Below are 25,671 nucleotides of genomic sequence, written 5' to 3'. Positions count from 1 at the left end.
CGCAGATATGCTGGTGAACCCCGGTGGGCTGCCGATGTAGTGCCCGGAATAATGTTTTGTCGCGGAGTTCATGCCCTTTCTATCCGAGGGACGGTGGTGGCGTATATGGGGTTTTTCCTAAAGGATGTGGGGCAAAATCGAATTCTAAGAGGTTGATCCAAATATTCTTTTTCGATAATTTCAGAAGGGGTTTATTGCGCTGCGGCCGGTTATGTATTAGCGCCGGAGTTTGACGGCCACGGAGCACCTGCAAGCCTTGGGTTCAGGCCGTATAGCCCGTGTTAACATCTGTTTTCATCAGCCGGGGCGCCCTGTAACATTTAGCTGCGCATAATAGAATGCCTTCACTGCACCGATCGCTAGGTTTTCAGTGGTGTGGCATGTAGAATGCAGCGATTCAGGTGCAAGACGGCCTAACCCATTCACTGTCGCTTTAGGTCCATGCGGGTTTCTATAGGCGAGTAATTCAGAAATACCAAGGCAGAAAAACTTTTATAATGAAGCATATACGAAATTTCTCCATTATTGCCCATATTGACCACGGTAAGTCGACGCTGTCTGACCGCATTATCCAAATTTGCGGTGGCCTGTCCGACCGTGAAATGGCTGCGCAGGTGCTCGATTCCATGGATCTGGAGCGCGAGCGCGGCATCACCATCAAGGCGCAGAGCGTCACGCTGGATTACAAGGCGCTGGATGGGCAGACCTATCAGCTTAACTTTATCGACACCCCAGGCCACGTTGACTTCTCCTATGAAGTGTCCCGCTCGCTGGCGGCCTGCGAAGGCGCGCTGCTGGTGGTGGACGCCGGCCAGGGCGTAGAAGCCCAGACGCTGGCCAACTGCTACACCGCGATCGAAATGGATCTGGAAGTGGTGCCGGTGTTGAATAAAATCGACCTGCCGGCCGCCGATCCGGATCGCGCCGCGCAGGAAATTGAAGACATCGTCGGCATCGACGCCACCGATGCCGTGCGCTGCTCGGCCAAAACCGGCGTCGGCGTGCCCGACGTGCTGGAGCGCCTGGTGCGCGACATTCCTGCGCCGCAGGGCGATCCGGATGCGCCGCTGCAGGCGCTGATCATCGACTCCTGGTTCGATAACTACCTGGGCGTCGTGTCGCTGGTGCGCGTCAAGAACGGCACGCTGCGCAAGGGCGACAAGATCAAGGTCATGAGCACCGGCCAGGTGTACAACGCCGATCGTTTGGGCATTTTCACGCCGAAGCAGGTCGATCGCGACGTGCTGAACTGCGGCGAAGTGGGCTGGCTGGTCTGTGCGATCAAAGACATTCTCGGCGCGCCGGTGGGCGATACCCTGACGCAGGCGCGTCAGCCGGCGGATAAAGCGTTGCCGGGCTTCAAAAAAGTGAAGCCGCAGGTGTACGCCGGCCTGTTCCCGATCAGCTCCGACGACTATGAATCTTTCCGCGATGCGTTGGGCAAGCTGAGCCTTAACGACGCCTCCCTGTTCTACGAACCGGAAAGCTCCACCGCGTTGGGCTTCGGCTTCCGCTGCGGCTTCCTCGGTCTGCTGCACATGGAGATCATTCAGGAGCGTCTGGAGCGTGAATACGATCTGGATCTGATCACCACTGCGCCGACGGTAGTCTACGAAGTGGAAACCACCGGCAAAGAAGTGATCTACGTCGACAGCCCATCCAAGCTGCCGCCGTTGAACAACATCCAGGAACTGCGCGAGCCGATCGCCGAATGCCACATGCTGATGCCGCAGGAATACCTGGGCAACGTCATCACCCTGTGCGTTGAGAAACGCGGCGTGCAGACCAACATGGTCTACCACGGCAACCAGGTGGCGTTGACCTATGAAATCCCGATGGCGGAAGTGGTGCTCGACTTCTTCGACCGCCTGAAGTCCACGTCGCGCGGTTATGCGTCGCTGGATTACAACTTCAAGCGCTTCCAAGCCTCCGACATGGTGCGTGTGGACGTGCTGATCAACAACGAGCGCGTGGATGCGCTGGCGCTGATCACCCACCGCGACAACTCGCAGTATCGCGGCCGTGAATTGGTGGAAAAGATGAAAGATCTGATCCCGCGTCAGCAGTTCGACATCGCGATTCAGGCGGCGATCGGCACGCACATCATCGCGCGCTCCACCGTGAAGCAGCTGCGTAAAAACGTGCTGGCGAAATGCTACGGCGGTGACGTCAGCCGTAAGAAAAAGCTGCTGCAGAAACAGAAAGACGGTAAGAAGCGCATGAAGCAGGTCGGCAACGTCGAGCTGCCGCAGGAAGCGTTCCTGGCCATTCTGCACGTCGGTAAAGACGGCAAGTAACCGCGACGAGTTCGCGAAACGAGGGAGTTTGCATGGCGAATATGTTTGCCCTGATCCTGGCGTTGGCCACCCTGGTCACCGGGATCATCTGGTGCTTCGAGCGCTTTAAATGGGCGCCGGCCCGCCGCGCGAAGATTGCGGCGGTCAACGAGCAGACCGCGGGCGCAGTAGACGATAAAACGCTGGCGAAAGTGGCTAAGCAGCCAGGCTGGGTAGAGACCGGGGCATCGGTCTTCCCGGTGTTGCTGCTGGTCTTTGTGGTGCGCTCGTTTATTTACGAACCGTTCCAAATCCCGTCCGGCTCAATGATGCCGACGCTGTTGATTGGCGATTTCATTCTGGTGGAGAAATATGCTTACGGCATTAAAGATCCGATAACCCAGACCACGCTAATTGAAACCGGTCATCCGAAGCGCGGCGATATTGCGGTATTTAAATATCCGCTGGATCCGAAGCTGGATTATATCAAGCGCGTGATTGGCCTGCCGGGCGACCGTATTACTTACGATCCGGTGAATAAGCGCGTTACGGTGCAGCCGTCGTGCAACAGCGGGCAGTCCTGCGATACCGCGCTGGCGGTCACCTACGCCGACGCGCAGCCGAGCGACTTCGTACAGCTGTTCAGCCGCAGCGGCATGGGCGAGGCCAGCAACGGTTTCTACCAGATCCCGCTGAATGACAACGTGCCGCAGGGCGGCATTCGTCTGCGTGAACGTCAGGAGAGCCTGGGCAACGTGACGCACCGCATCCTGACCGTGCCGGGCACGCAGGATCAGGTGGGCGCTTACTACCAACAGCCGGGCAAACCGCTGGCGGAGTGGGTGGTGCCGGCCGGGCATTACTTCATGATGGGCGACAACCGCGACAACAGCGCGGACAGCCGTTACTGGGGCTTTGTGCCGGAGAAGAATCTGGTGGGTAAAGCCACGGCCATCTGGATGAGCTTTGAAAAGCAGGAAGGCGAGTGGCCTACCGGCGTGCGTTTCAGCCGGATTGGCGGCATTCATTAATCGCTGATTTATTCCCTGTCAATTTCACGCCGCAGCCTGCTGCGGCGTGAAAGATTAAGGGGATATAAACACAGCATTATGTTTCCACTCGTTGTAGAATACTTTCTCGGGCGATAAAAGTTGGCTCCTGCTGGGAGCCACTGCAAACGAAACAGCTTTGGATCGGCTTTCGGCGAAGCAGGCCTGTTCCGTATGCTGCAAGTTTTTGACGCATTCTTGATCTATTGGTAACTCATGAACCCCATCGTAATAAACAGGCTGCAGCGGAAGCTGGGCTACACTTTTCAACAGCAGGAGCTTTTACTGCAGGCTTTGACTCACCGCAGCGCCAGCAGTAAACACAATGAACGTCTTGAGTTTCTGGGTGACTCGATTCTTAGCTTTGTCATCGCCAATGCGCTCTATCACCGCTTTCCTCGCGTAGACGAGGGCGATATGAGCCGCATGCGCGCCACGCTGGTGCGCGGCAACACGCTGGCGGAGATGGCGCGCGAGTTTGACCTGGGCGAATGTCTGCGGCTTGGGCCGGGCGAATTGAAAAGTGGTGGGTTCCGCCGCGAGTCAATCCTGGCGGATACGGTGGAGGCATTGATCGGCGGCGTGTTCCTGGACAGCGACATCCAGACCGTCGAGCGCCTGATTTTGGACTGGTATCGCAGCCGGTTGGACGAAATCAGCCCCGGTGATAAGCAGAAAGACCCGAAAACCCGTTTGCAGGAATTTTTGCAGGGGCGTCATCTGCCGTTGCCTTCTTATTTGGTGGTGCAGGTTCGCGGTGAAGCGCACGACCAAGAGTTTACCATCCACTGCCAGGTGAGTGGTTTGAGCGAGCCCGTGGTGGGCACCGGCTCGAGCCGCCGTAAAGCCGAGCAGGCGGCAGCGGAACAAGCGCTGAAAAAGCTGGAGCTTGAATGAGTGAAGTAAAACAACACTGCGGTTTTATCGCCATCGTTGGCCGCCCGAACGTGGGCAAATCGACGTTGCTGAACCAACTGCTGGGGCAGAAGGTTTCCATTACGTCGCGTAAGCCGCAGACGACCCGTCACCGCATCATGGGCATCGACACCGATGGCGCCTATCAGGCGATCTACGTCGATACCCCAGGGCTGCACATCGAAGAAAAACGCGCCATCAACCGTTTGATGAACCGCGCGGCCAGCAGCTCGATCGGCGACGTCGAACTGGTTATCTTCGTGGTCGAAGGCACCAACTGGACCGCCGACGACGAAATGGTGGTCAACAAGCTGCGCAGCCTGCGCTGCCCGGTACTGCTTGCGATCAACAAGGTCGATAACGTCACCGACAAATCCAAGCTGTTGCCGCACATCGCATTCCTCAGCCAGCAGATGAATTTCCTCGACGTGGTGCCTATCTCCGCCGAGAAAGGGATGAACGTCGACACCATCGCCGGCATCGTGCGCAAGCTGCTGCCGGAAGCAGAGCACCACTTCCCGGAAGACTACATCACCGATCGCTCCCAGCGCTTTATGGCGTCTGAGATCATCCGCGAGAAGCTGATGCGTTTCCTGGGTGAAGAGCTGCCGTATTCGGTGACGGTGGAAATCGAACAGTTCGTGGCCAACGATCGCGGCGGCTACGATGTGCACGGCCTGATCCTGGTCGAGCGCGAAGGCCAGAAGAAAATGGTCATCGGCAACAAGGGCGCCAAGATCAAAACCATCGGCATTGAAGCGCGCCAGGACATGGAACAGATGTTCGACGCCAAAGTGCATCTGGAGCTGTGGGTGAAAGTGAAATCCGGTTGGGCGGACGACGAACGTGCGCTGCGCAGCCTGGGCTATGTTGACGATCTGAAGTAACGCCGTGGACGGCTGGGAGCGCGCTTTCGTCCTGCATGGGCGGCCGTACAGTGAAACCAGTCTGATGCTGGATCTGTTTACCGAAGGTCATGGGCGGGTGCGCTTGCTGGCAAAAGGCGCGCGCAGCCGCCGCTCCAATCTGAAGGGCTGCCTGCAGCCCTTTACCCCCCTGTTAGTGCGCTGGGGCGGCCGCGGCGAAGTGAAAACGCTGCGCAACGCCGAAGCGGTCTCTCTCGGTTTACCCCTCAGCGGCATGATGCTTTACAGCGGCCTGTACGTGAACGAACTGCTGGCGCGCGTGCTGGAGCAGGAAACCAACTACTCGGTGCTGTTCTTCGACTACCTGCAGTGCCTGCAGGCGCTGGCGGCGGAAGACAGCTCGCCGGAACAGGCGTTGCGCCAGTTCGAGCTGGCCTTGTTGCAGCACCTGGGTTACGGCCTCGATTTCCTGCACTGCGCCGGCAGCGGCCTGCCGGTGGATGACGCCATGACCTACCGCTACCGTGAAGAGAAAGGCTTTATCGCCAGCCTGGTGGTGGATCACTACAGCTTCACCGGGCGCGAACTGCGCGCGCTGGCGGAGCGGCAGTTTCCCGATGCCGAGACGTTGCGCGCCGCCAAGCGTTTCACCCGCATGGCGCTGAAACCCTACCTCGGCGGCAAGCCGTTGAAGAGCCGCGAACTGTTTCGCCAATTCGTGCGCAAACAGCCGAATACGCCGGTCGACGACGCCTGACCTTTTCCCCTTTTGCCGTTCTGCACCCGCGTGTAAACTGCTGGCACTGAAAATCGTATTTAGAGGTTGTCATGGCTGATTTACTGTTGGGCGTCAATATCGATCACATCGCCACGTTACGTAACGCGCGCGGAACCCAATACCCGGATCCGGTTCAGGCGGCATTCATTGCCGAACAGGCGGGGGCCGACGGCATTACCGTGCATCTGCGCGAAGACCGTCGCCACATCACCGACCGCGACGTGCGTTTGCTGCGCCAGACCATCCAGACGCGCATGAATCTGGAGATGGCGGTGACCGACGAGATGCTGGACATCGCCGTGGAGCTGAAGCCGCATTTCTGTTGCCTGGTGCCGGAAAAGCGCGAAGAAGTGACCACCGAAGGCGGCCTGGACGTCGCCGGCCAGCTGGACAAAATGAGCGTGGCGGTCGAGCGCCTGGCGCAGGCGGGCATTCTGGTCTCGCTGTTCATCGATCCCGATCATCGCCAAATCGACGCGGCGGTGGCGGTGGGCGCCCCCTATATTGAAATCCACACCGGCGCCTACGCCGAAGCGCAGGGCGAGCTGGCGGTACAGGCCGAGCTGCGCCGCATCGCGGTCGCCGCCGCCTACGCGGCCGAGAAGGGGCTGAAGGTCAACGCCGGCCACGGCCTGACCTATCACAACGTGCAGCCGATCGCCGCGCTGCCGGAAATGCACGAGCTGAACATCGGCCATGCGATTATCGGCCAGGCGGTGATGAGCGGGCTGCCGGCCGCGGTTGCCGACATGAAAGTGTTGATGCGGGAAGCGCGCCGGTAATGGCGGTGCTCGGGCTGGGTACCGACATCGTCGAGATGGCGCGTATCGAAGCGGTGGTGGAGCGCAGCGGCGATCGTCTGGCGCGCCGGGTGCTAAGCGACGCCGAGTGGGCGCTGTACCAGCAGCACCAGCAGCCGATTCGCTTTCTGGCCAAGCGTTTCGCCGTGAAAGAGGCCACCGCCAAGGCGTTCGGCACCGGCATTCGCAACGGCCTGGCGTTCAACCAGTTCGAGGTGTTCAACGATGCGTTGGGCAAACCGAATATTCGTTTGCACGGCCGCGCCGCCGAGCTGGCGGGGGAGATGGGGGTCACCGCGATCCACGTTTCGCTGGCCGATGAACGGCGCTATGCCTGCGCGACGGTGATCGTCGAAAGCTGAAAATAGAAAGGGCGCCCTGCGGCGCCCTTGTCAGCCCTGCGGCGGGTTAAATGCGATCGGCGTGGTGCAACACCACGAACTTATCCCACAGCTGCTCATTAGTCTCGCGATGCTGCGGATCGGTAATGATGGTGTTGTCGATCGGGCAGACCTGCTGACAGGTTGGCGTATCGTAATGGCCAACGCACTCGGTGCAGCGGTCGGTATCGATTTGGTAGATCTCATCGCCCATCGAAATCGCCTGGTTCGGGCATTCCGGCTCGCACATGTCGCAGTTGATGCATTTGCGTGTGATTAGCAGGGCCATGACGTATCTCTCATTATTAACAGGGGTATTTTTCGCAGCGGCGATTATACCGGTTAAACCAACTTTTTCATCAATTGTTCGCTGTGCCTGATACGGTCGCGGGCATGATCGAGGTCGTGCTGGATCAGCGCCATAAACAGCAGGTCGGTGAGAGCGTACTGGGCCGTGCTGGAAGAGATGGCCGCGCTGCGGGTGCGGGGCTCTTCGGCGATGGTATAGAGGCAGTGATCGGCGCGTTGCTGCAGGCCGTTGGGCGAGAAGCTGGTCAGCGCCAGCACCCTGGCGCCGGCCTGGCGCGCTTCTTCCGCCGCCAGATTGATTTCACGCCGCTCGCCGCTGAAGGAGATCGCCACCAGCAGATCGCGTTTGTCCAGCGCCTGCACCGCCGCCAGTTGAACGTGCATATCCGCTTCGGCCACCGCCATCACCCCGATTTTCAGCAGCTTGAAGGAAAAATCCTTGGCCACCAGCCCGGAGGCGCCGATGCCGATCAGCATCACCCGGCGCGCCTGGCGCAGCATGTCCAGCGCCTGATGCAGCCGTTCTTCGCTGTTGATGTCCAGCGTCGCGCGCAGCGCCGCCTGCTTTTCCGCCAACAGCTTTTCACCGACGGTTTTCAGCGTGTCGCTGCTGAGAATGTGGTTATGAACGGTCACTACCGGTTCGGCCTGCGGCTGGGCCAGCGTCTCGCTCAGCGCCAGCTTCAGCGCCGGGAAACCTTTATAGCCCAGCTTTTGGGCGAACTTCACCACGCTCGATTGGCTGACGCCGGCCAACTGGGCCAGCTTTTGCGAGCTGAGATGGCGCGCCTGTTCGGCGTTGTTCAGCAAAAAATCCGCCAGCTTGCGGTCGTTTTGCGCCAGTGTCGGATACATCTGGCGAATGCGCAGAAGGGTACTCATTGATCTTTCCCTGGAAACCAGCGGCCATTTTGCCACGCAGGCGGCGAAAACGCGCGGTGAAAATTTTTGTGAGCTCGTCGTTAAAATAGCAAATAGCGCTCGCTTTGTTGAATAAAATATTCAAATATTGATTTAGTTTTGTGAATTAAAAATTCAAAGGTGAACAGATGAACTTAGGCGCACTGGTATCGGAAACCCGCAACCCGGCCACCATGGGGCTGGATGAGATGTCGACGCTGGACATGGTCCGCTGCTTTAACCAGGAAGATCGCAAGGTGCCGGAGGCGATTGAAAAGGTGCTGCCGGCGATCGCGCAGGCGGTCGATTTGGCCGCGGCGGCGCTGAAGGCCGGCGGGCGGCTGATTTATTTGGGCGCCGGCACCAGCGGGCGCCTGGGCGTACTGGATGCCTCCGAGTGCCCGCCGACCTTCGGCGTGCCGCACGGTGTGGTGGTGGGGCTAATCGCCGGCGGCCCGGGCGCGCTGCTCAAAGCGGTGGAAGGGGCGGAAGATGACGCAGCCCTGGGTGAGGCCGACCTCCGGGCGCTGAACCTGACCGCCGTCGATATGGTGGTGGGATTGGCGGCCTCGGGGCGCACGCCCTACGTGATCGGCGCGCTGCGCTATGCGCGCGGGCTGGGTTGCCCGACGGCGGCCATCTCCTGCAACCCGGATTCGCCGATCGCGCACGAAGCGCAGGTGGCGATCTCGCCGGTGGTGGGGCCGGAGGCGCTGACCGGTTCGACGCGCCTGAAATCAGGCACCGCGCAGAAGCTGGTGCTCAACATGCTGTCGACCGGCGCGATGGTCAAGCTGGGCAAGGTCTACCAGAACCTGATGGTGGACGTGAAGGCCACCAACGTCAAACTGGTGGATCGCGCCTGCCGCATCGTGGTGGAGGCCACCGGCGCCGAACGCGCTCAGGCGGAGGCGGCGCTGGCGCAGACCGGCTTTGAGGTCAAACCGGCGATCCTGATGATTTTAGCCGGCGTCAGCGCCGATGAGGCGCAGCAGCGGCTGCAGCGGCACGACGGCTACCTGCGCGCGGCGTTGGCGCGTTAATTCACGGTGGGGGCGGCGATGGACAAGACAACGGCATTGGCGACACAGATCCTGGCGGGCGTGGGGGGCGAGGGCAATATCCTCAAACTGGAGAACTGCATGACGCGGGTGCGCGTCGAGGTCAGCGACGAACAGCGTCTGGATCTGGCGGCCCTCAAGCAGTTGCCCGGCGTGAAGGGCTATATCAAGCAGGGTGAACAGCATCAGTTTATCGTCGGCCCGGGCGCCGCCGCCAAGGTGGTGGACGCCATGCGCGCTTTGCTGAGCGGCAGCGCGCAGCCCGCGGTTGGTGACGCCGCCCGCACCAAGGCGCAGGCCAAACAGAAATACGCGGCGCCGATGAGCGGCGCGCTGAAAAAGCTGGCCGACGTTTTTATTCCGCTGATCCCGGCGTTTATCGCCTCGGGGCTGATCACCGGCATCATCAACCTGCTGAAACGGCCCGACATCGCCGGACAGTTGGCGTTGGACTACCCGAACGCGCTGGGGCTGCTGGCGATCTTCGGCAGCGCGGTGTTCGCCATCATGAACATTCTGGTCGGGGTGAACGCCGCGCGGGTGTTCGGCGGCTCACAGGCGATGGGCGGCGTGATGGCCGGGATCCTCTCCAGCCCGGCGCTGGCGCAGATCACCCTGTTCGGCGAGGCGCTGCAGCCGGGGCGCGGCGGGGTGATCGCCGTGCTGCTGGTGGTGGCGTTGATGTGCTGGGTGGAGAAACGCCTGCGCACGCTGCTGCCGGAGTCGGTCGAACTGATCCTCAATCCGCTGCTGACCACGCTGGTGACCGCCTCGTTGGCGATCCTGATCCTGCAGCCGATCGGCGGCGCCATTTCCGATGCCATCGCCCACGGCGCCAATCTGGCGATCGACAAGGGCGGGCTGCTTGTCGGGGCGCTGCTCTCCGGGCTGTTCCTGCCGCTGGTGCTGTCTGGCTTGCACCAGGGGCTGGTGCCGATCCACGTCGAGCTGGTGCAGGCGCACGGTTCCAACCCGCTGTTGCCGATCCTGGCGATGGCCGGCGTCGGTCAGGTGGGGGCGGCGCTGGCGGTGCTGTTGAAAACCCGTAACGCGCGGCTGAAGAAGGTGATCAAAGGGGCGTTGCCGGTCGGCATTCTCGGCATCGGCGAGCCGCTGATCTTCGGGGTGACGCTGCCGCTGGGCCGGCCGTTTATCGGCGCCTGCCTCGGCGGTGCGGTAGGCGGCGCGGTGATCAGCTACTGGAAAGTGGCGACGGTGATTACCTTCGGCATTTCGGGGCTGCCTTTGGCGTTGACCATCGTCTCAGGTAAGGTGATGTTGTATCTGGCGGGGATGCTGATTACGATTATCGCCGGTTTTCTCTTCACCTGGATGATGGGGTTCAACGATCCCGAGGAGTAGCGTTTGAGCGACAAGCAGCAACCATCGGCCGCAGCAGGGCGCCGCGTGGTCTTTTTCGATCTGGACGGCACTCTGCATCAGGAGGATATGTTCGGCAGTTTCTTGCGTTTCCTGCTGCGCCGTTTACCGCTGAATTTGCTGCTGGTGATACCGCTGTTGCCATTGATTGGCCTGGCGCTGTTGCTGCTGGGGCGCGCCGCGCGCTGGCCGATGAGCCTGTTGCTGTGGGCTATCACCTTCGGGCGTACCGAAGCGACGCTGAAGGCGCTGGAGCGGCAGTTCATCGAGGTTTTCCGCCAGAAGGTCACTGCGTTTCCGGTGGTGCAAATGCGCTTGCGGCAGTATTTGGATGAGCACGATGCCGAGGTGTGGCTGATTACCGGCTCGCCGGAGCAACTGGTGGCGCAGGTGTATCGGGATTCGGCGTTTCTGCCGCGGGTGCGATTGGTCGGCAGCCGCATCGCGCGCCGCTATGGCGGCTGGGTGCTGACCTTGCGCTGTCTGGGCGTACAAAAAGTGGTGCAGTTGGAGCAACGGCTCGGCGCGCCGCTGAAACTGTACAGCGGTTACAGCGACAGCAAGCAGGATAACCCGCTGCTGTTTTTTTGCGAGCACCGTTGGCGGGTGAGCAAGCAGGGCGAGCTGCAGCAGCTGGAATAAACAAAGGGCGGAGAATTCCGCCCTTTGCTGTTATCGCTGCCGCGATCAGTCGTCGGTTACGTCGTGCGGTTTGCGTCCGAGCTGCCAAATCTTCTCCGCATAATGCCCCAACGCCCACAGGCTCAGGCCGAGCAGCGCGAAGAAAATCGTCTTCGGCATGCTGTCCCAGAAAAACTCGAACAGGCGGGTATAGAGGTTGATGCCGAGGAAGGTCAGCCCGAAACCGCGCAGCATGGCGTCGTCATGCTTCAACCCCAGCCAGATGGCGGCGAAGGCGGCCAGCCCGAACAGCAGGCTCCAGTGGAACAGCTCAATCTGGCGCGCGCGGTACCAGCTGTCGAGATCGCCGTAGTTGCCGAAGATGGACAGCAGCCACAGCGCGATGAACAGGTACAGCAGGCCCATCGCCAGCGACACCCGCTGCAGGCCGCGCTGCGCCAATAGCGGCCGCAGCAGCAATGCGGCGGCGATCAGCACCGCGCCGAAGGCGATAAAGCGAATCGGGTAGCTCATGCCGAGCCAGTAGGCGCCCCAGCCGGACAGGTAGCCGGTCTCGGCGCCGAAGGCATTGCCGAGAGACAGCAGGGCGAACCACCATACCAGCCCGGAGCGGCTGAACCAGCCGATGGCGCCGTACAGCAGCGCGGCGACCAGCAGCAGCACGGAAACCCGCCCGCTGCCGTTATCCAGCCAGACGCCCAGTTGCCATAAGGCGCAGGCGGTGAGCAACACGGCGACAAACAGCGCCGCCTCATTGCCGTAGCGTTTTTCTGGGTGGCGTTGACGACGACGCAGCGCCCAGACGTAGGCCAGCGCCGCCAGTACGCCGGCGATCGCCATGCGCACCGGCGCGTCGAAGCGGAACAGTTCGCTCAGCCATTCAAGCAGTGCGCTGTCGGCGAACAGGCTGGTGACGGCGATCAGCAACGAGGCCAGCGCGGCGAGAAACGCATAGCGCGCCAGCCGCCGCCAATCGAAAGGCTGCACGTCCACATGCAGCAGCAGTTGCTGTTGTTGCTCGGGGCTCAAGGCGCCTTCCCCAACCCAGCCGTCCAGCGCCTTGCGCACCACGACGGCGTTCTTTTTACTGAGTTTCATGTTTCTTGTCCCTGAATCACACGCTGATGTGGCCAGTATAGCCATTGGCGGGCGGCTACGACAAAGGGAGGCTAGTGTGTATAATGCCCGCCGCAAAAGCGCACGAGGAATTATGCGATGACTGAATATAACGATGAGTACTGGATGCGTCAGGCATTGCAGCTGGCCCTGCGCGCGCAGGAAGAGGGCGAGGTGCCGGTGGGTGCGCTGCTGGTGCTGGACAATCAGGTCATCGGCGAGGGCTGGAACCGGCCGATCGGCCGGCACGATCCTACCGCGCACGCCGAGATCATGGCGCTGCGCCAGGGCGGCGCGGTGCTGCAAAACTACCGCTTGTTGAACGCCACGCTGTACGTCACGTTGGAACCCTGCGTGATGTGCGCCGGCGCGATGGTGCACAGCCGCATCCGCCGGTTGGTGTACGGCGCCGCCGACGAGAAAACCGGCGCGGCCGGTTCGCTGGTGGATATTTTGCGCCATCCGGGCATGAATCATCAGGTGGAGATCGTCTCGGGCGTGCTGGCGGACGAATGCGCCGCCACCCTGAGCAATTTCTTCCGCCTGCGCCGCGAACAGAAAAAAGCGCTCAAGCTGGCGCAGCGGGCGGCGGATAAGCCGGAATAATCAGTAGTTGAGCGCCAGTTCCGGCATCACCGTCGGATAGCCTTTTCCCAACGCTTCCTGCTCGGCGGCCGCTTGCGCCGCCTTTCTCTCTTTTTCCTGCAGATAACCCACCAGGCTGACCTGGTAGCGGCGGATGTTTTCTACATAGTTGTAGGCTTCACGCCCGCGCGCATAGCCATAGGTCAGCTGCGGGTAGTAGCGCTTTTGGCTGAGCATCGGCAGGCGCTGTTTGACGTCGACCCAGCTGTCCGGATTGCCTTTTTGCGTTTTGGTCAGCTTACGCGCGTCCAGCATATGCCCCCAGCCCATGTTGTAGGCCGCCAGCGAGAACCAGATGCGCTCATCTTCCGGCACGCTGTCCGGCACCTTGGCCATCAGCCGCTGCAGGTACAGGGCGCCACCCTGAATGCTCTCTTCCGGATCGAGGCGATCGTTGACCCCCAGGCCGTCGGCGGTGGCGCGGGTCAGCATCATCAGGCCGCGCACGCCGGTGGGGGAGGTGGCCTGCGGATTCCAGTGCGATTCCTGATAGGCGATGGCCGCCAGCAGCTTCCAGTCGATCTCGTTGGCGTGTTTCTCGAACAGCGGGCGGAAGTTGGGCAGCACCGAGTCGATGGCCGACAGGAAGGTTTTGGTATCCACGTAGTCGAAGCTGCCGACGTGGCCGAGGTATTTCTCTTCCAGCCGCGCCAGGGTGCCGTCGTCCACCATTTGACTGTAGAAATCCAGCATCGCCGCGTACAGGCTGTCGTCGCCGTCGCGTTTGAGGTACCAGGTGACCGGCTCTTCGTCGGTGACGTCGAACGCCACCGCCAGCTGCGGATGGATGCGCTGCAGCAACGCGATGGTCACCGAATCGCCGAGGGTATAGTCCAGCTTGCCGTCGGCAACCCGCTCCAGCAGCTCTTTGGAGGTGAGATCGCTGGAGGACTCCCAGGCGAGATCCGGGTATTTATCCTGTTTGAGCTGCTTTAGCGTGCTGACGTGCGCGGAACCGGAGGCGACCGCCAGCTTGCCTTTGATGTCGGCGAAGCCTTTTGGCCGCGGGGTGCCCAGCCGGTACACCAGCTGTTGGGAAACGGAGTAGTAGGCGGGGCCGGTGCGCGCGCGGCTGAGGCGCTCCTGGTTGTAGATAAGGCCCGCCGCCAGCAGGTCGGCGTCGTCGTCGTCCAGATCGTCGAACAGGTCATTGATGTTCTGATGGGGGATCACCACCAGTTTTACCCCGAGGTAGTTGGCGAAGCGCTTGGCCAGTTCGTAGTCGAGCCCACCCGGCCCTTGCTTGGTGTTGAAATAGGTCAGCGGTGAGTTCAGCGTGCTGATACGCAACTCGCCGCGGGAAATGATCTCCTGGAGTTGCCCGCCCTGGCCGCTGCGCCAGGTGATATTGGGCCACAGCGCGAGAGCCAGAAGCAGGGTGACAACGCCGATGAGGATGTAGTTTATTTTAAGACGTTTCAAATAGTTATCCAGTGGTGGCACAGGTACGCCGGCGACGACAACCGCGACTTTTCTCATGGTTAAATCACCAGTGCGGGGGGCATTTTGCGCAACAAAACGCCAGTGTGCAACTTTATTGACACGTTATGACAATTCGACGGTGCGGCGCGCTTTTATCAATAATCCCTACGCAAACGGTTTCGTCGGCGGCGAGGATTCTCTATAATGACGCGCGTTTTCCCCTGTTGCGCCCAATGAAGCGTCTTATCCGTCGCTTCGAAGACGAGAGAACTTTGATTATGGAAATTCTGCGTGGTTCGCCCGCTTTATCGGCTTTTCGCATTACCAAACTGCTGTCCCGCTGCCAGGACGCCCACCTGCCCGTCAGTGATATCTACGCCGAGTACGTCCACTTTGCCGATGTTAGCGCACCGCTAAGTGCCGAAGAACACGCTAAACTTCAGCGCTTGCTCAAGTACGGTCCTTCTCTCGCCGAACACGCCCCCGAAGGCCGGCTGCTGCTGGTCACGCCGCGCCCGGGCACCATTTCTCCCTGGTCTTCCAAAGCCACCGACATCGCCCACAACTGCGGTTTGCAACAGGTGCTGCGGCTGGAGCGCGGTCTGGCGTTCTACGTCAAGGCGCCTGAGCTGACGGAAGCCCAGTGGCACCAGCTCGCCGCGCTGCTGCACGATCGCATGATGGAAACCGTCTTCAGCGAGCTGCAACAGGCTGAACAGCTGTTCGCGCACCATCAGCCGGCGCCGTATCAGTCGGTCGACGTGCTGGGCGCAGGGCGCGCCGCGCTGGAGCAGGCCAACGTCCGGCTCGGCCTGGCGCTGGCGCAGGACGAGATCGATTACCTGCTGAATGCCTTTACCGGTTTGGGGCGCAACCCGACGGATATCGAACTCTATATGTTTGCGCAGGCCAACTCTGAGCACTGCCGCCACAAGATTTTCAACGCCGACTGGATCATCGACGGCGAACAGCAGCCCAAGTCGCTGTTCAAAATGATCAAGAACACCTATGAGCAGACGCCGGACTATGTGCTGTCGGCGTATAAAGACAACGCCGCGGTGATGGAAGGCTCGCAGGTCGGCCGCTTCTTCGCCGCGCCGGAGAACGGCACGTACGACTACCATCAGGAAGACGCGCATATCCTGATGAAGGTGGAAACTCACAACCACCCGACGGCGATCTCGCCGTGGCCTGGCGCCGCGACCGGCTCCGGCGGCGAGATCCGCGACGAAGGCGCCACCGGCCGCGGCGCCAAGCCGAAGGCCGGCCTGGTGGGCTTCTCGGTGTCCAACCTGCGCATTCCCGGCTTTGAACAGCCGTGGGAGCAGGACTTCGGCAAACCGGAGCGCATCGTCACCGCGCTGGACATCATGACCGAAGGCCCGCTGGGCGGCGCGGCGTTCAACAACGAATTCGGTCGCCCGGCGCTGCTGGGCTACTTCCGCACCTATGAAGAGCGCGTCAACAGCCATAACGGCGTTGAGCTGCGCGGCTACCACAAACCGATCATGCTGGCGGGCGGTATCGGCAACATCCGCGCCGATCACGTGCAGAAAGGGGAAATCACCGTCGGCGCCAAGCTGGTGGTGCTGGGCGGCCCGGCGATGAATATCGGTCTGGGCGGCGGCGCGGCGTCATCGATGGCGTCAGGCCAGTCCGATGCCGATTTGGACTTCGCATCGGTGCAGCGCGACAACCCGGAAATGGAACGCCGCTGTCAGGAAGTGATCGACCGCTGCTGGCAGCTGGGCGACCAGAACCCGATCCTGTTTATCCATGACGTCGGCGCCGGCGGCCTGTCCAACGCCATGCCGGAGCTGGTGAGCGACGGCGGCCGCGGCGGCCGTTTCGAACTGCGCGACATTCTCAACGACGAGCCGGGCATGAGCCCGCTGGAAGTATGGTGCAACGAATCGCAGGAACGTTACGTGATGGCGATCGCCCCGGCGCAGATGGCGCAGTTCGACGAGATCTGCCGCCGCGAGCGCGCGCCTTACGCGGTGATCGGCGAAGCGACCGAAGAGCAACATCTGACGTTGAACGATCGTCACTTCGACAATCAGCCGATCGACATGCCGCTGGACGTGCTGCTCGGCAAGACGCCGAAGATGACCCGCGACGTGACCCGTCTGCAGGTGCAGGGCCAGGCGGTACAGCGTGAGAACATCACGCTGGCCGACGCGGTGAAGCGCGTGCTGCATCTGCCGGCCGTCGCGGAGAAAACCTTCCTGATCACCATCGGCGACCGCACCGTCACCGGCATGGTGGCGCGCGACCAAATGGTCGGCCCGTGGCAGATCCCGGTAGCCGACTGCGCGGTCACCACCGCCAGTCTGGACAGCTATTATGGCGAAGCGATGTCGCTCGGCGAACGCGCGCCTGTGGCGCTGCTGGACTTCGCCGCCTCCGGCCGCCTGGCGGTCGGGGAAGCGCTGACCAACCTGGCCGCCACGGAAATCGGCAGCCTGAAGCGCGTGAAGCTGTCCGCCAACTGGATGGCCGCCGCCGGCCACCCGGGTGAAGACGCCGGCCTGTACGAAGCGGTGAAAGCGGTGGGCGAAGAGCTGTGCCCGGCGCTGGGCATCACCATTCCGGTGGGCAAAGACTCCATGTCGATGAAAACCCGCTGGCAGGAAGGCAATGAACAGCGTGAAATGACCTCGCCGCTGTCGCTGGTCATCACCGCCTTCGCCCGCGTGGAAGACGTGCGCCACACCGTGACGCCGCAATTGCGCACCGATAAGGGCGACAGCGCGCTGCTGTTGATCGACCTGGGCAACGGCCATAACGCGCTGGGCGCTACCGCGCTGGCGCAGGTTTATCGCCAACTGGGCGACAAACCGGCCGATGTGCGCGATGTCGCGCAGCTGGCGGGCTTCTTCAACGCCATGCAGCAGCTGGTGGCCGATCGCGCGCTGCTGGCTTATCACGACCGCGCTGACGGCGGCCTGCTGGTGACGCTGGCGGAGATGGCCTTCGCCGGTCACTGCGGCGTAGAGGTTAACCTCGATGGCCTCGGCGACGATGCGCTGGCGGTGCTGTTCAACGAAGAGCTGGGCGCGGTGATCCAGGTGAGCGCCGAACGTCTCGACGACGTGAAGCGGGCGTTCGCGCAGCACGGTCTGACCGACAACGTGCATCACATCGGCAGCGTACAGGCCGGCGATCGTTTCGTCATCAATCAGCACGGCAAAGCGTTGTACAGCGAAAGCCGCAATACCCTGCGCACCTGGTGGGCGGAAACGACCTGGCAGATGCAGCGTCTGCGCGACAACCCGGCGTGCGCCGATCAGGAACATCAGGCCAAGCAGGATGAACAAGATCCCGGCCTGAACGTGAAGCTGACCTTCGCACCCGAGGAAGACATCGCTGCGCCGTACATCGCCAAGGGCGCTCGCCCGAAAGTGGCGGTGCTGCGCGAGCAGGGGGTGAACTCCCACGTTGAAATGGCGGCGGCGTTCCATCGAGCCGGCTTTGACGCCGTGGATGTGCACATGAGCGATCTGCTGGCCGGGCGCCGCGATCTGCAGGACTTCCACACGCTGGTGGCCTGCGGCGGCTTCTCTTACGGCGACGTTCTGGGCGCCGGCGAAGGCTGGGCGAAGTCTATCCTGTTCAACGAGCGGGTGCGCGACGAGTTCGAGGCGTTCTTCCACCGTCCGCAGACGCTGGCGCTGGGCGTGTGCAACGGCTGCCAGATGATGTCCAACCTGCGTGAGCTGATCCCGGGCGCCGAACACTGGCCGCGCTTCGTGCGCAACCTGTCGGATCGCTTCGAGGCGCGCTTCAGCCTGGTGGAAGTGGCGGCCAGCCCGTCGCTGTTCATGCAGGGCATGACCGGCTCGCGCATGCCGATCGCCGTTTCCCATGGCGAAGGGCATGTCGAAGTGCGCGATGCGGCGCATCTGGCGGCGTTGGAAAGCCATGGCCTGGTGGCGCTGCGTTTCGTCAACAACGCCGGTCAGGTCACGGAAGCTTACCCGGCTAACCCGAACGGTTCGCCGAATGGCATCACCGCCGTGACCAGCGCCAACGGGCGCGCAACGGTGATGATGCCGCATCCGGAACGCGTGTTCCGCACCGTCAGCAACTCCTGGCACCCGGAAGAGTGGGGCGAGGATAGCCCGTGGATGCGCATGTTCCGCAACGCCCGTAAGCAACTGGGCTAAAAACGGCTACCACCGTACAGAGGGCGCAAGCAATTGCGCCCTTTTTTATGGCCGGCACTCGGCGATTGGCGGCAGTGTCTGCATTTTGCGACAAGTGCTGGTTTGCTTGTCGCTAAATGGAGACATTTAACCCATTGATTTTATTATCGGTAAACAGGTTTGACTTTAGTTGTCTGCATTTGGCGACAGAGCGGCGTTTATTTCATCATTGCTCGGCGCGGAATCGGCGAATCAAACGGCAGGGTTTTATTTATTTTTTATTAAAATCAATTCGTTATTAATTTAATTGCAAAGTTGGCACGTAACGTGCATTATTCTCTGCGGTTGCTCATTCACCTTTTTATGACGGCGCCGTAATTATAAACGGCAAATCGCCTCATAAGCCTCCGAATGATGCCAAAGAAATGGTGCCTATCGTCCAACCAAACCGATAACAGACCGCGCAAGCGGCTTTATCAAGCATCGGGCGACACGTGGAGTGAGGCACCGCCTGTATCCAACTGTGATGAAGGGTTCATCAATCCTGGATACTTACGGATGCTATTCGTCCTGTTCGATGCCAGCCGCTGCGCTACATCACCCTGGGGACGAGGTTCAAGGGCATCCACACTTTCCTTGCGGCGGGGCAAGCTTATTGCCCCGGCGTCAATTCTCAACGCTGCGCTTACCCCTGTTTCGTTGCCTATGCCCTCGAACGCAGACGCTATTCCCACACTCTCGCTTTCGTACCGGTTTTTGTTACCGGGGCCGTATGCCATCGGCAGGCCAACCTTATCGGCGCGGTTCACCGATCCCGCGGCTTTTTCCTTGTGCGTTCAGGATTCTCCCTTGCCGGGCTTTTCTCTTTCCGGCGAGTCAGTTAGCATCGTGACAGGCCTGAGAGAATGAGATGATTTCGTTGAAAAAATGGCGTTTATTCCCCCGTTCGCTGCGGCAATTGGTGCTGCTGGCGTTCCTGTTGGTGCTGCTGCCGCTGTTGGTGCTGGCCTATCAGGCCTACCAGAGTCTGGATCACCTGAGCGCGCAGGCGGCGGACATCAACCGCACCACGCTGGTGGACGCGCGGCGCAGCGAGGCGATGACCAGCGTGGCGCTGGAGATGGAGCGCAGCTATCGTCAGTACTGCGTGCTGGTTGAGCCCACGCTGCAGAAGCTGTACCAAAATCAGCGCAAGCAGTATTCGCAGATGCTGGACGCCCACGCGCCGATCTTGCCGGACGAGCGCTACTACCAAACGTTGCGTCAGTTGCTGACCCAGCTGGCGGCGATCAAGTGCCATAACAGCGGGCCGGACCAAGAAGCCTCCGCCTTGCTCGAGTCGTTCTCCCGTTCCAATGCCGAAATGGTGCAGGCCACGCGCGCGGTGGTGTTCTCGCGCGGCCAGCAGCTGCAGCAGGCCATCGCCGAGCGCGGCCAGTTCTTCGGCTGGCAGGCGCTGCTGCTGTTCCTGGTCAGCGTGCTGCTGGTGGTGCTGTTCACCCGCATGATCATCGGGCCGGTCAAGGCCGTGGAGCGGATGATCAACCGCCTGGGGGAAGGGCGCGCTTTGGGCAGCACCGCATCGTTCAAAGGGCCGCGCGAGCTGCGTTCGCTGGCGCAGCGCATCATCTGGCTGAGCGAACGGCTGGCGTGGCTGGAGTCGCAGCGCCACGAGTTCCTGCGCCATATCTCGCACGAATTGAAAACGCCGCTGGCCAGCATGCGCGAAGGCACCGAACTGCTGGCCGACGAGGTGGCGGGGCCGCTGACTTCCGACCAGAAAGAGGTGGTGACGATCCTCGACAACAGCAGCCGCCACCTGCAGCAGCTGATTGAACAACTGCTGGATTACAACCGCAAACTGGCCGATGGCCCGGCGGAGCACGAGAACGTCGAGCTGCGCGAGATGGTCGATTTGGTGGTCGCCGCGCACAGTTTGCCGGCGCGGGCGAAGATGATTTCCACCGAAATCGCGCTGGAAGCGGAAATCTGCTGGGCAGAGCCTACGCTATTAATGCGCGTGCTGGATAATCTCTACTCCAATGCGGTGCACTACGGCAAGGAATCCGGTAACATTTGGATCCGCAGCCGTCAGGTTGGACAACGGGTGCAAATCGACGTCGCCAATACCGGCACGCCGATCCCCGAGGCTGAAAGAGCCATGATTTTCGAGCCTTTTTTCCAGGGTAGTCACCAGCGAAAAGGGGCGGTAAAAGGAAGCGGACTGGGGTTGAGCATCGCTCAGGACTGTATCCGTCGCATGCGCGGTGAGCTGCAACTGGCGACGGTCGCCGGTGCAGACGTCTGCTTCCGCATTGAACTGCCGTTAACCGCCGAGAATGAATAAATAATGTACACATGGTCTAAGCGCCTTCGTCTTTCACAGACCGAACGTTCACCGCGTGCCACGCACAGAGCGCCGCTCGGCAAACGCCCGATCACCTGGCTGGGCGCCGTTTTCTTTATGCCGCTGTTGCTGGCGGGCTGCGTCGATCGCGCCGTCAGCGGCGGATTGAGCGCTCAGCAGCAAGAGGCGATCCCGGATACCAAGGTGATCGATTACCGCACCGCGGCTTGCGATACCCTGTGGCAATTGGACGACAAGGACGCGCTGGATAACGCGCTCTACTGGCTGCGCGCGATGGACTGCGCCGATCGCATCGGCTCGACCCAGGCGCGTGCGCTGGCGAAAACGGTGCCGGGTGACAGCTGGTCCGGCGTTTTCAAACAGAGCATCCTGCTGGGGAGCGCACAGCCGACCTCCGGTGAACGCCGCCAGATGCTCGACAGGATCAACAGTTACCGGATGGAGTTCCCCGGTTCGCTACGTCCGTTGACGCAGCTGTGGCGCCAGCAGCAGATGCTGCAGATCACGTTGTTCGATGAGAAAGCGCGCTATCAGCATCTGCAGGAGAGCAGCGACAGCCAGATCGATTCGCTGCGCCAGAATCAGGCGCGCCTGCAGTCGCAGCTGCAGGACACCTCGCGCAAGCTGGAAAACCTGACCGATATCGAGCGCCAGCTCTCATCGCGCAAGCAGCTGCAAGGAGAAATCCCGGAAAACGGCGCGGGCCAGCAGAAGGGCGAAGCCGCCGGTAAAAGCGGCGCGGCCGCCAAAGGCGCTGAAACGCAGGACGAACCGGAAAAAGGCACCGCGCTGCCGGTTGAACCGGAAGACACCTATACGCCGCACCCCGCCAATAAGGAGTCCCACGCGCAATGACCGCACGCAAACCGGCCAACCTGTTATTGGTTGACGACGATCCCAGCCTGCTGAAGCTGCTGGGCATGCGCCTGACCAGCGAAGGTTTTCACGTCACCACCGCCGAAAGCGGCCAGGAAGCGCTGCGCCTGTTGGTGCGCGAACAGATCGATCTGGTGATCAGCGATCTGCGCATGGATGAGATGGACGGCATGGCGCTGTTCGCCGAAATCCAAAAGCATCAGCCGGGCATGCCGGTGATCATTCTTACCGCGCACGGTTCGATTCCCGATGCGGTGGCCGCCACCCAGCAGGGAGTGTTCAGCTTCCTCACCAAACCGGTGGATCGCGATGCGCTCTATAAGGCCATCGACGAGGCGCTGTCGCTGTCGGCCTCCCCCGCGGGTGACGACGCCTGGCGCGAAGACATCGTCACCCGCAGCCCGTTGATGCTACGGCTGCTGGAGCAGGTGAAAATGGTGGCCCAGTCCGACGTCAGCGTGTTGATCAACGGCCAGAGCGGCACCGGCAAAGAGGTGTTGGCGCAGGCGATCCACGCCGCCAGCCCGCGCGCCGGCAAGGCGTTCATCGCCATCAACTGCGGGGCGCTGCCGGAGCAACTGCTGGAGTCCGAACTGTTCGGCCACGCCAAAGGCGCCTTCACCGGCGCGGTCAGCAGCCGCGAGGGGCTGTTCCAGGCGGCGGCGGGCGGCACGCTGTTCCTCGACGAGATAGGCGACATGCCGTTGTCGCTGCAGGTGAAACTGCTGCGCGTGCTGCAGGAGCGCAAGGTGCGGCCGCTGGGCAGCAACCGCGATCTGGACATCGACGTGCGCATCATCTCCGCCACCCACCGCGATCTGCAAAAGGCGATGGCGAAGAACGAGTTCCGCGAGGATCTCTACTATCGTCTCAATGTGGTGAATCTGAAGATCCCGGCGCTCAACGAGCGCGCCGAAGACATTCCGCTGCTGGCCAATCACCTGTTGCGCGAAGCGGCTCAGCGGCACAAGCCGTTCGTGCGCAGCTTCTCGACCGACGCCATGAAGCGGCTGATGACCGCCAGCTGGCCGGGCAACGTGCGTCAGTTGGTCAACGTCATCGAGCAGTGCGTGGCGCTGACTTCGGCGCCGGTGATCAGCGAGGCGCTAGTGGAACAGGCGCTGGAAGGGGAAAACACTGCGCTGCCGACTTTCGCCGAAGCGCGCAACCAGTTTGAGTTGCACTATCTGCGCAAACTGCTGCAGATCACCAAGGGCAACGTGACCCAGGCCGCGCGCATGGCGGGCCGCAACCGCACCGAGTTTTACAAATTGCTGTCGCGCCACGAGCTGGACGCCAACGATTTTAAAGAATGACAGATTCCCGCCGGCGCCTGCCACGCAGGTTCTCAACAAATCCGGCGGAATGATTTACACTCCGTTCTCTTTGCCGCGGCGCGCCCCGGCGTAGAGCACCATGGAACGTATTAAGCGGGATCGTACACAAATGAGCAGATCACTTTCCATCGCCCTGGCCCAGCTGAACCTGCTGGTCGGCGACATTGAAGGCAACACCGAACGCATGTTGCAAATCGTGCAGGAGCAGCAGAAGGCGGGAGCCGATCTGGTCATGTTCACCGAACTGGCGCTGTCCGGCTACCCGCCGGAAGACCTGCTGTACCGCAATGATTTCTATCAGCGCTGTGATGCGCAGCTGCTGCGCCTGCAGCAGGCTTCCGCCGAGACGGCGATCCTGGTCGGCCACCCGTGGCGCGAAGGCGACAAGCTGTACAACGCGCTGTCGCTGTTTGCCGAAGGCCGCCTGCTGACCCGCTACTTCAAACAGCAGTTGCCGAACTACGGCGTGTTCGATGAGAAGCGCTATTTCCACGCCGGCAACGACACCTGCGTGGTGGAACTGAAAGGCTACCGTCTGGGGCTGCTGATTTGCGAAGATCTGTGGTTCCCGGAGCCGATCGACGCCGCCAAGGCCGCCGGCGCGGAGATTATCCTGTCGATCAACGCCTCGCCGTATAACCGCGAAAAACCGTATATCCGCAAAACGCTGATGGCCGGCCACTGCCAGCGCACTCAGCTGCCGCTGGTGTACCTCAACCAGGTCGGCGGCCAGGATGAGCTGATCTTCGACGGCTGCTCCAAGGTCTTCGACGCCGCCGGCACCATGACCCACCGTCTGGCGGCCTTCGACGAGCAGGTCACTCGCCTGAAATTCAACGAGCTGGACGTGGTGCCGATGGCCGATCCGGCCGCCGAACTGCCGCAGCTGGCGCAGGTGTATCAGGCGCTGGTGTTGGCGGTGCGCGACTACGTGACCAAGAACGGTTTCAAAGGCGCGGTGCTGGGGCTGTCCGGCGGCATCGACTCGGCGCTGACGCTGGCGATCGCCGTGGATGCGTTAGGTAAAGACAAGGTGCAGGCGCTGATGATGCCGTTCCGCTATACCGCGGATATCAGCATCGCCGACGCCAAGGAAGAGGCGGAAATCCTCGGCGTGGAGTTCGATATCGTCTCCATCGAGCCGATGTTCGATGCCTTTATGGGCCAGCTGTCGCCGATGTTCGCCGGCACCGAGCGCGACACCACCGAAGAGAACCTGCAGGCGCGTTGCCGCGGGGTGGTGCTGATGGCGCTGTCCAACAAACGCCGCAGCATCGTGCTGACCACCGGCAACAAGAGCGAAATGGCGGTCGGTTACGCCACGCTGTACGGCGATATGGCCGGCGGTTTCGACGTGTTGAAAGACGTGCCGAAAACGTTGGTGTTCAAGCTGTCCGAATACCGCAACACCGTCTCCTACGTGATCCCGCAGCGGGTGATCGATCGTCCGCCGTCCGCCGAGCTGGCGCCGGATCAGGTCGATCAGGACAGCCTGCCGCCGTACGATATCCTGGATGCGATCCTGGAAGGCTACGTTGAGCGCGACAAGTCGGTCGCCGATCTGGTGGCCGAAGGCTTCGACGAAGCGATCGTGCGCAAGGTGATCCGCCTGGTGGACATCAACGAATACAAGCGGCGTCAGGCCGCCGTCGGGCCGCGCATCACCGCCCGTAACTTCGGCAAAGACCGCCGTTATCCCATCACATCCGGTTTTGGCCGCAAAAATTGGTAATAAGGAAAGAAGATGAAAAAGATCGACGCGATTATCAAGCCGTTCAAACTGGATGACGTCCGCGAAGCGCTGGCCGAAGTGGGCATCACCGGCATGACGGTCACCGAAGTCAAAGGCTTCGGCCGCCAGAAAGGCCACACCGAGCTGTACCGCGGCGCCGAGTACATGGTCGACTTTCTGCCGAAGGTGAAGATAGAGATCGTGGTTGCCGACGACATCGTCGACACCTGCGTGGAAACCATCATGCAGACGGCGCAGACCGGCAAGATCGGCGACGGCAAGATCTTCGTCTTCGACGTGGCGCGCGTGGTGCGCATCCGTACCGGCGAGCAGGACGAAGAAGCGATCTGATCCTCCGCAGGATCATCGGCCATCAGGGCGCAGCTTGCTGCGCCCTTGTCATTTCTGTCCCCCGCACATCGCACTTCTTCGCCTCATTGTTCCCCTCATTTTTGCCTGTCGGCATTCTAAAAAAGCGAACGCTATCTCGTTTTTGATACTTTTCCCGATCGCTTCTCTCGCGAGATCTACAATCAACGTAACTATTTTGATTAAGGTGATCCCCAATGAATTTCAAGTTGCGGCTAGGCGGCAAGGGCGTGCATCCCCAGGAGCTTACTCAAGTAAGTGACTGGGGTAAGCGAACGCAGACAACAACGCAGCGGCTTGAA

The 25,671-nt window shown here is 61.3% G+C and carries 21 protein-coding genes; 17 read left to right on the top strand and 4 right to left on the bottom strand.

The window, feature by feature from the left end; translation table 11 throughout:
• Positions 1 to 497: 497 nt before the first annotated feature.
• The 7 genes from lepA (at position 498) to acpS (ending at position 7,046) form a co-directional block, all read left to right on the top strand.
• Positions 498 to 2,297, top strand: a complete 1,800-nt coding sequence (gene lepA, locus ACMGG9_RS18050; RefSeq protein ID WP_019452315.1) for a translation elongation factor 4 — start codon at positions 498 to 500, stop codon at positions 2,295 to 2,297.
• A 32-nt stretch (positions 2,298 to 2,329) separates the two neighbouring features.
• The gene (gene lepB / locus ACMGG9_RS18045) at positions 2,330 to 3,307 is read left to right on the top strand and encodes a signal peptidase I (protein WP_033644122.1); all 978 of its coding nucleotides are present in this window, start codon (positions 2,330 to 2,332) and stop codon (positions 3,305 to 3,307) included.
• A gap of 234 nt (positions 3,308 to 3,541) precedes the next feature.
• A complete protein-coding gene (gene rnc, locus ACMGG9_RS18040; RefSeq protein ID WP_004929158.1) occupies positions 3,542 to 4,222 on the top strand; it encodes a ribonuclease III in 681 nt (226 codons plus the stop codon).
• On the top strand, positions 4,219 to 5,127 hold the full coding sequence (gene era, locus ACMGG9_RS18035) for a GTPase Era (protein WP_004929162.1): 909 nt from the start codon (positions 4,219 to 4,221) through the stop codon (positions 5,125 to 5,127). The genes rnc and era overlap by 4 nt, the downstream gene beginning before the upstream one ends.
• 4 nt (positions 5,128 to 5,131) lie before the next feature.
• On the top strand, positions 5,132 to 5,863 hold the full coding sequence (gene recO, locus ACMGG9_RS18030; protein WP_015378804.1) for a DNA repair protein RecO: 732 nt from the start codon (positions 5,132 to 5,134) through the stop codon (positions 5,861 to 5,863).
• A gap of 71 nt (positions 5,864 to 5,934) precedes the next feature.
• The gene (gene pdxJ / locus ACMGG9_RS18025) at positions 5,935 to 6,666 is read left to right on the top strand and encodes a pyridoxine 5'-phosphate synthase (protein WP_033651585.1); all 732 of its coding nucleotides are present in this window, start codon (positions 5,935 to 5,937) and stop codon (positions 6,664 to 6,666) included.
• Complete coding sequence (gene acpS / locus ACMGG9_RS18020; RefSeq protein ID WP_206358221.1) at positions 6,666 to 7,046, top strand: holo-ACP synthase; 381 nt, start codon at positions 6,666 to 6,668, stop codon at positions 7,044 to 7,046. Before pdxJ ends, acpS begins: the two co-directional genes overlap by 1 nt.
• A 46-nt stretch (positions 7,047 to 7,092) precedes the next feature.
• Here acpS and ACMGG9_RS18015 read toward each other — a convergent pair whose 3' ends face one another.
• Positions 7,093 to 7,353 carry a YfhL family 4Fe-4S dicluster ferredoxin gene (locus tag ACMGG9_RS18015; protein ID WP_033632309.1) on the bottom strand — a complete coding sequence of 87 codons (261 nt, stop codon included), beginning with the start codon at positions 7,351 to 7,353 and terminating at the stop codon, positions 7,093 to 7,095.
• Between the two features lie 53 nt (positions 7,354 to 7,406).
• Positions 7,407 to 8,255 (bottom strand): MurR/RpiR family transcriptional regulator, encoded by an 849-nt coding sequence (locus tag ACMGG9_RS18010; RefSeq protein ID WP_033644119.1) that lies wholly within the window; start codon positions 8,253 to 8,255, stop codon positions 7,407 to 7,409.
• 167 nt (positions 8,256 to 8,422) lie between these two features.
• Between ACMGG9_RS18010 and murQ the strand changes: the two genes are divergently transcribed.
• From murQ to yfhb, 3 genes are read left to right on the top strand one after another with little or no spacing between them, the layout of a single operon-like run.
• A complete protein-coding gene (gene murQ / locus ACMGG9_RS18005; RefSeq protein ID WP_033651584.1) occupies positions 8,423 to 9,316 on the top strand; it encodes an N-acetylmuramic acid 6-phosphate etherase in 894 nt (297 codons plus the stop codon).
• Positions 9,317 to 9,334: 18 nt separating this feature from the next.
• Positions 9,335 to 10,696 (top strand): PTS transporter subunit EIIC, encoded by a 1,362-nt coding sequence (locus ACMGG9_RS18000; protein ID WP_072627118.1) that lies wholly within the window; start codon positions 9,335 to 9,337, stop codon positions 10,694 to 10,696.
• A 3-nt stretch (positions 10,697 to 10,699) separates the two neighbouring features.
• Positions 10,700 to 11,356 (top strand): phosphatidylglycerophosphatase C, encoded by a 657-nt coding sequence (gene yfhb, locus ACMGG9_RS17995; RefSeq protein ID WP_042785222.1) that lies wholly within the window; start codon positions 10,700 to 10,702, stop codon positions 11,354 to 11,356.
• Positions 11,357 to 11,401: 45 nt separating this feature from the next.
• On the opposite strand, the gene ACMGG9_RS17990 is transcribed toward yfhb, so the two are convergent.
• The gene (locus ACMGG9_RS17990) at positions 11,402 to 12,454 is read right to left on the bottom strand and encodes a DUF2157 domain-containing protein (RefSeq protein ID WP_099782384.1); all 1,053 of its coding nucleotides are present in this window, start codon (positions 12,452 to 12,454) and stop codon (positions 11,402 to 11,404) included.
• A gap of 117 nt (positions 12,455 to 12,571) precedes the next feature.
• Here ACMGG9_RS17990 and tadA point away from each other — a divergent pair, with 117 nt between their 5' ends.
• A complete protein-coding gene (gene tadA, locus ACMGG9_RS17985) occupies positions 12,572 to 13,078 on the top strand; it encodes a tRNA adenosine(34) deaminase TadA (RefSeq protein ID WP_033644114.1) in 507 nt (168 codons plus the stop codon).
• On the opposite strand, the gene mltF is transcribed toward tadA, so the two are convergent.
• Positions 13,079 to 14,539, bottom strand: a complete 1,461-nt coding sequence (mltF, locus tag ACMGG9_RS17980; RefSeq protein ID WP_033644113.1) for a membrane-bound lytic murein transglycosylase MltF — start codon at positions 14,537 to 14,539, stop codon at positions 13,079 to 13,081.
• 278 nt (positions 14,540 to 14,817) lie between these two features.
• Here mltF and purL point away from each other — a divergent pair, with 278 nt between their 5' ends.
• From purL to glnB, 6 genes are all read left to right on the top strand, one after another.
• Entirely contained in the window at positions 14,818 to 18,708 is a 3,891-nt protein-coding gene (purL, locus tag ACMGG9_RS17975; protein WP_414161608.1) for a phosphoribosylformylglycinamidine synthase, read from the top strand.
• An 889-nt stretch (positions 18,709 to 19,597) separates the two neighbouring features.
• Complete coding sequence (locus ACMGG9_RS17970) at positions 19,598 to 21,034, top strand: sensor histidine kinase (protein WP_033644112.1); 1,437 nt, start codon at positions 19,598 to 19,600, stop codon at positions 21,032 to 21,034.
• Positions 21,035 to 21,037: 3 nt separating this feature from the next.
• Positions 21,038 to 21,910, top strand: a complete 873-nt coding sequence (gene qseG / locus ACMGG9_RS17965; RefSeq protein ID WP_052133764.1) for a two-component system QseEF-associated lipoprotein QseG — start codon at positions 21,038 to 21,040, stop codon at positions 21,908 to 21,910.
• Positions 21,907 to 23,247, top strand: coding sequence for a two-component system response regulator GlrR (gene glrR / locus ACMGG9_RS17960; protein WP_046687667.1), 1,341 nt, complete (start codon positions 21,907 to 21,909; stop codon positions 23,245 to 23,247). Before qseG ends, glrR begins: the two co-directional genes overlap by 4 nt.
• A 130-nt stretch (positions 23,248 to 23,377) precedes the next feature.
• Positions 23,378 to 25,000, top strand: coding sequence for an NAD+ synthase (locus ACMGG9_RS17955; protein WP_147881058.1), 1,623 nt, complete (start codon positions 23,378 to 23,380; stop codon positions 24,998 to 25,000).
• A gap of 12 nt (positions 25,001 to 25,012) precedes the next feature.
• On the top strand, positions 25,013 to 25,351 hold the full coding sequence (gene glnB / locus ACMGG9_RS17950) for a nitrogen regulatory protein P-II (protein WP_004847623.1): 339 nt from the start codon (positions 25,013 to 25,015) through the stop codon (positions 25,349 to 25,351).
• The last annotated feature ends 320 nt before the right edge of the window (positions 25,352 to 25,671 follow it).

The sequence above is a fragment of the Serratia sp. BNK-10 genome, from assembly GCF_047456065.1.
In the GTDB taxonomy this organism is placed as follows: Bacteria; Pseudomonadota; Gammaproteobacteria; order Enterobacterales; family Enterobacteriaceae; genus Serratia; species Serratia ureilytica.
Note: the sequence above shows the minus strand (reverse complement) of the source record. Positions and strands in the feature narration are given on the sequence as shown.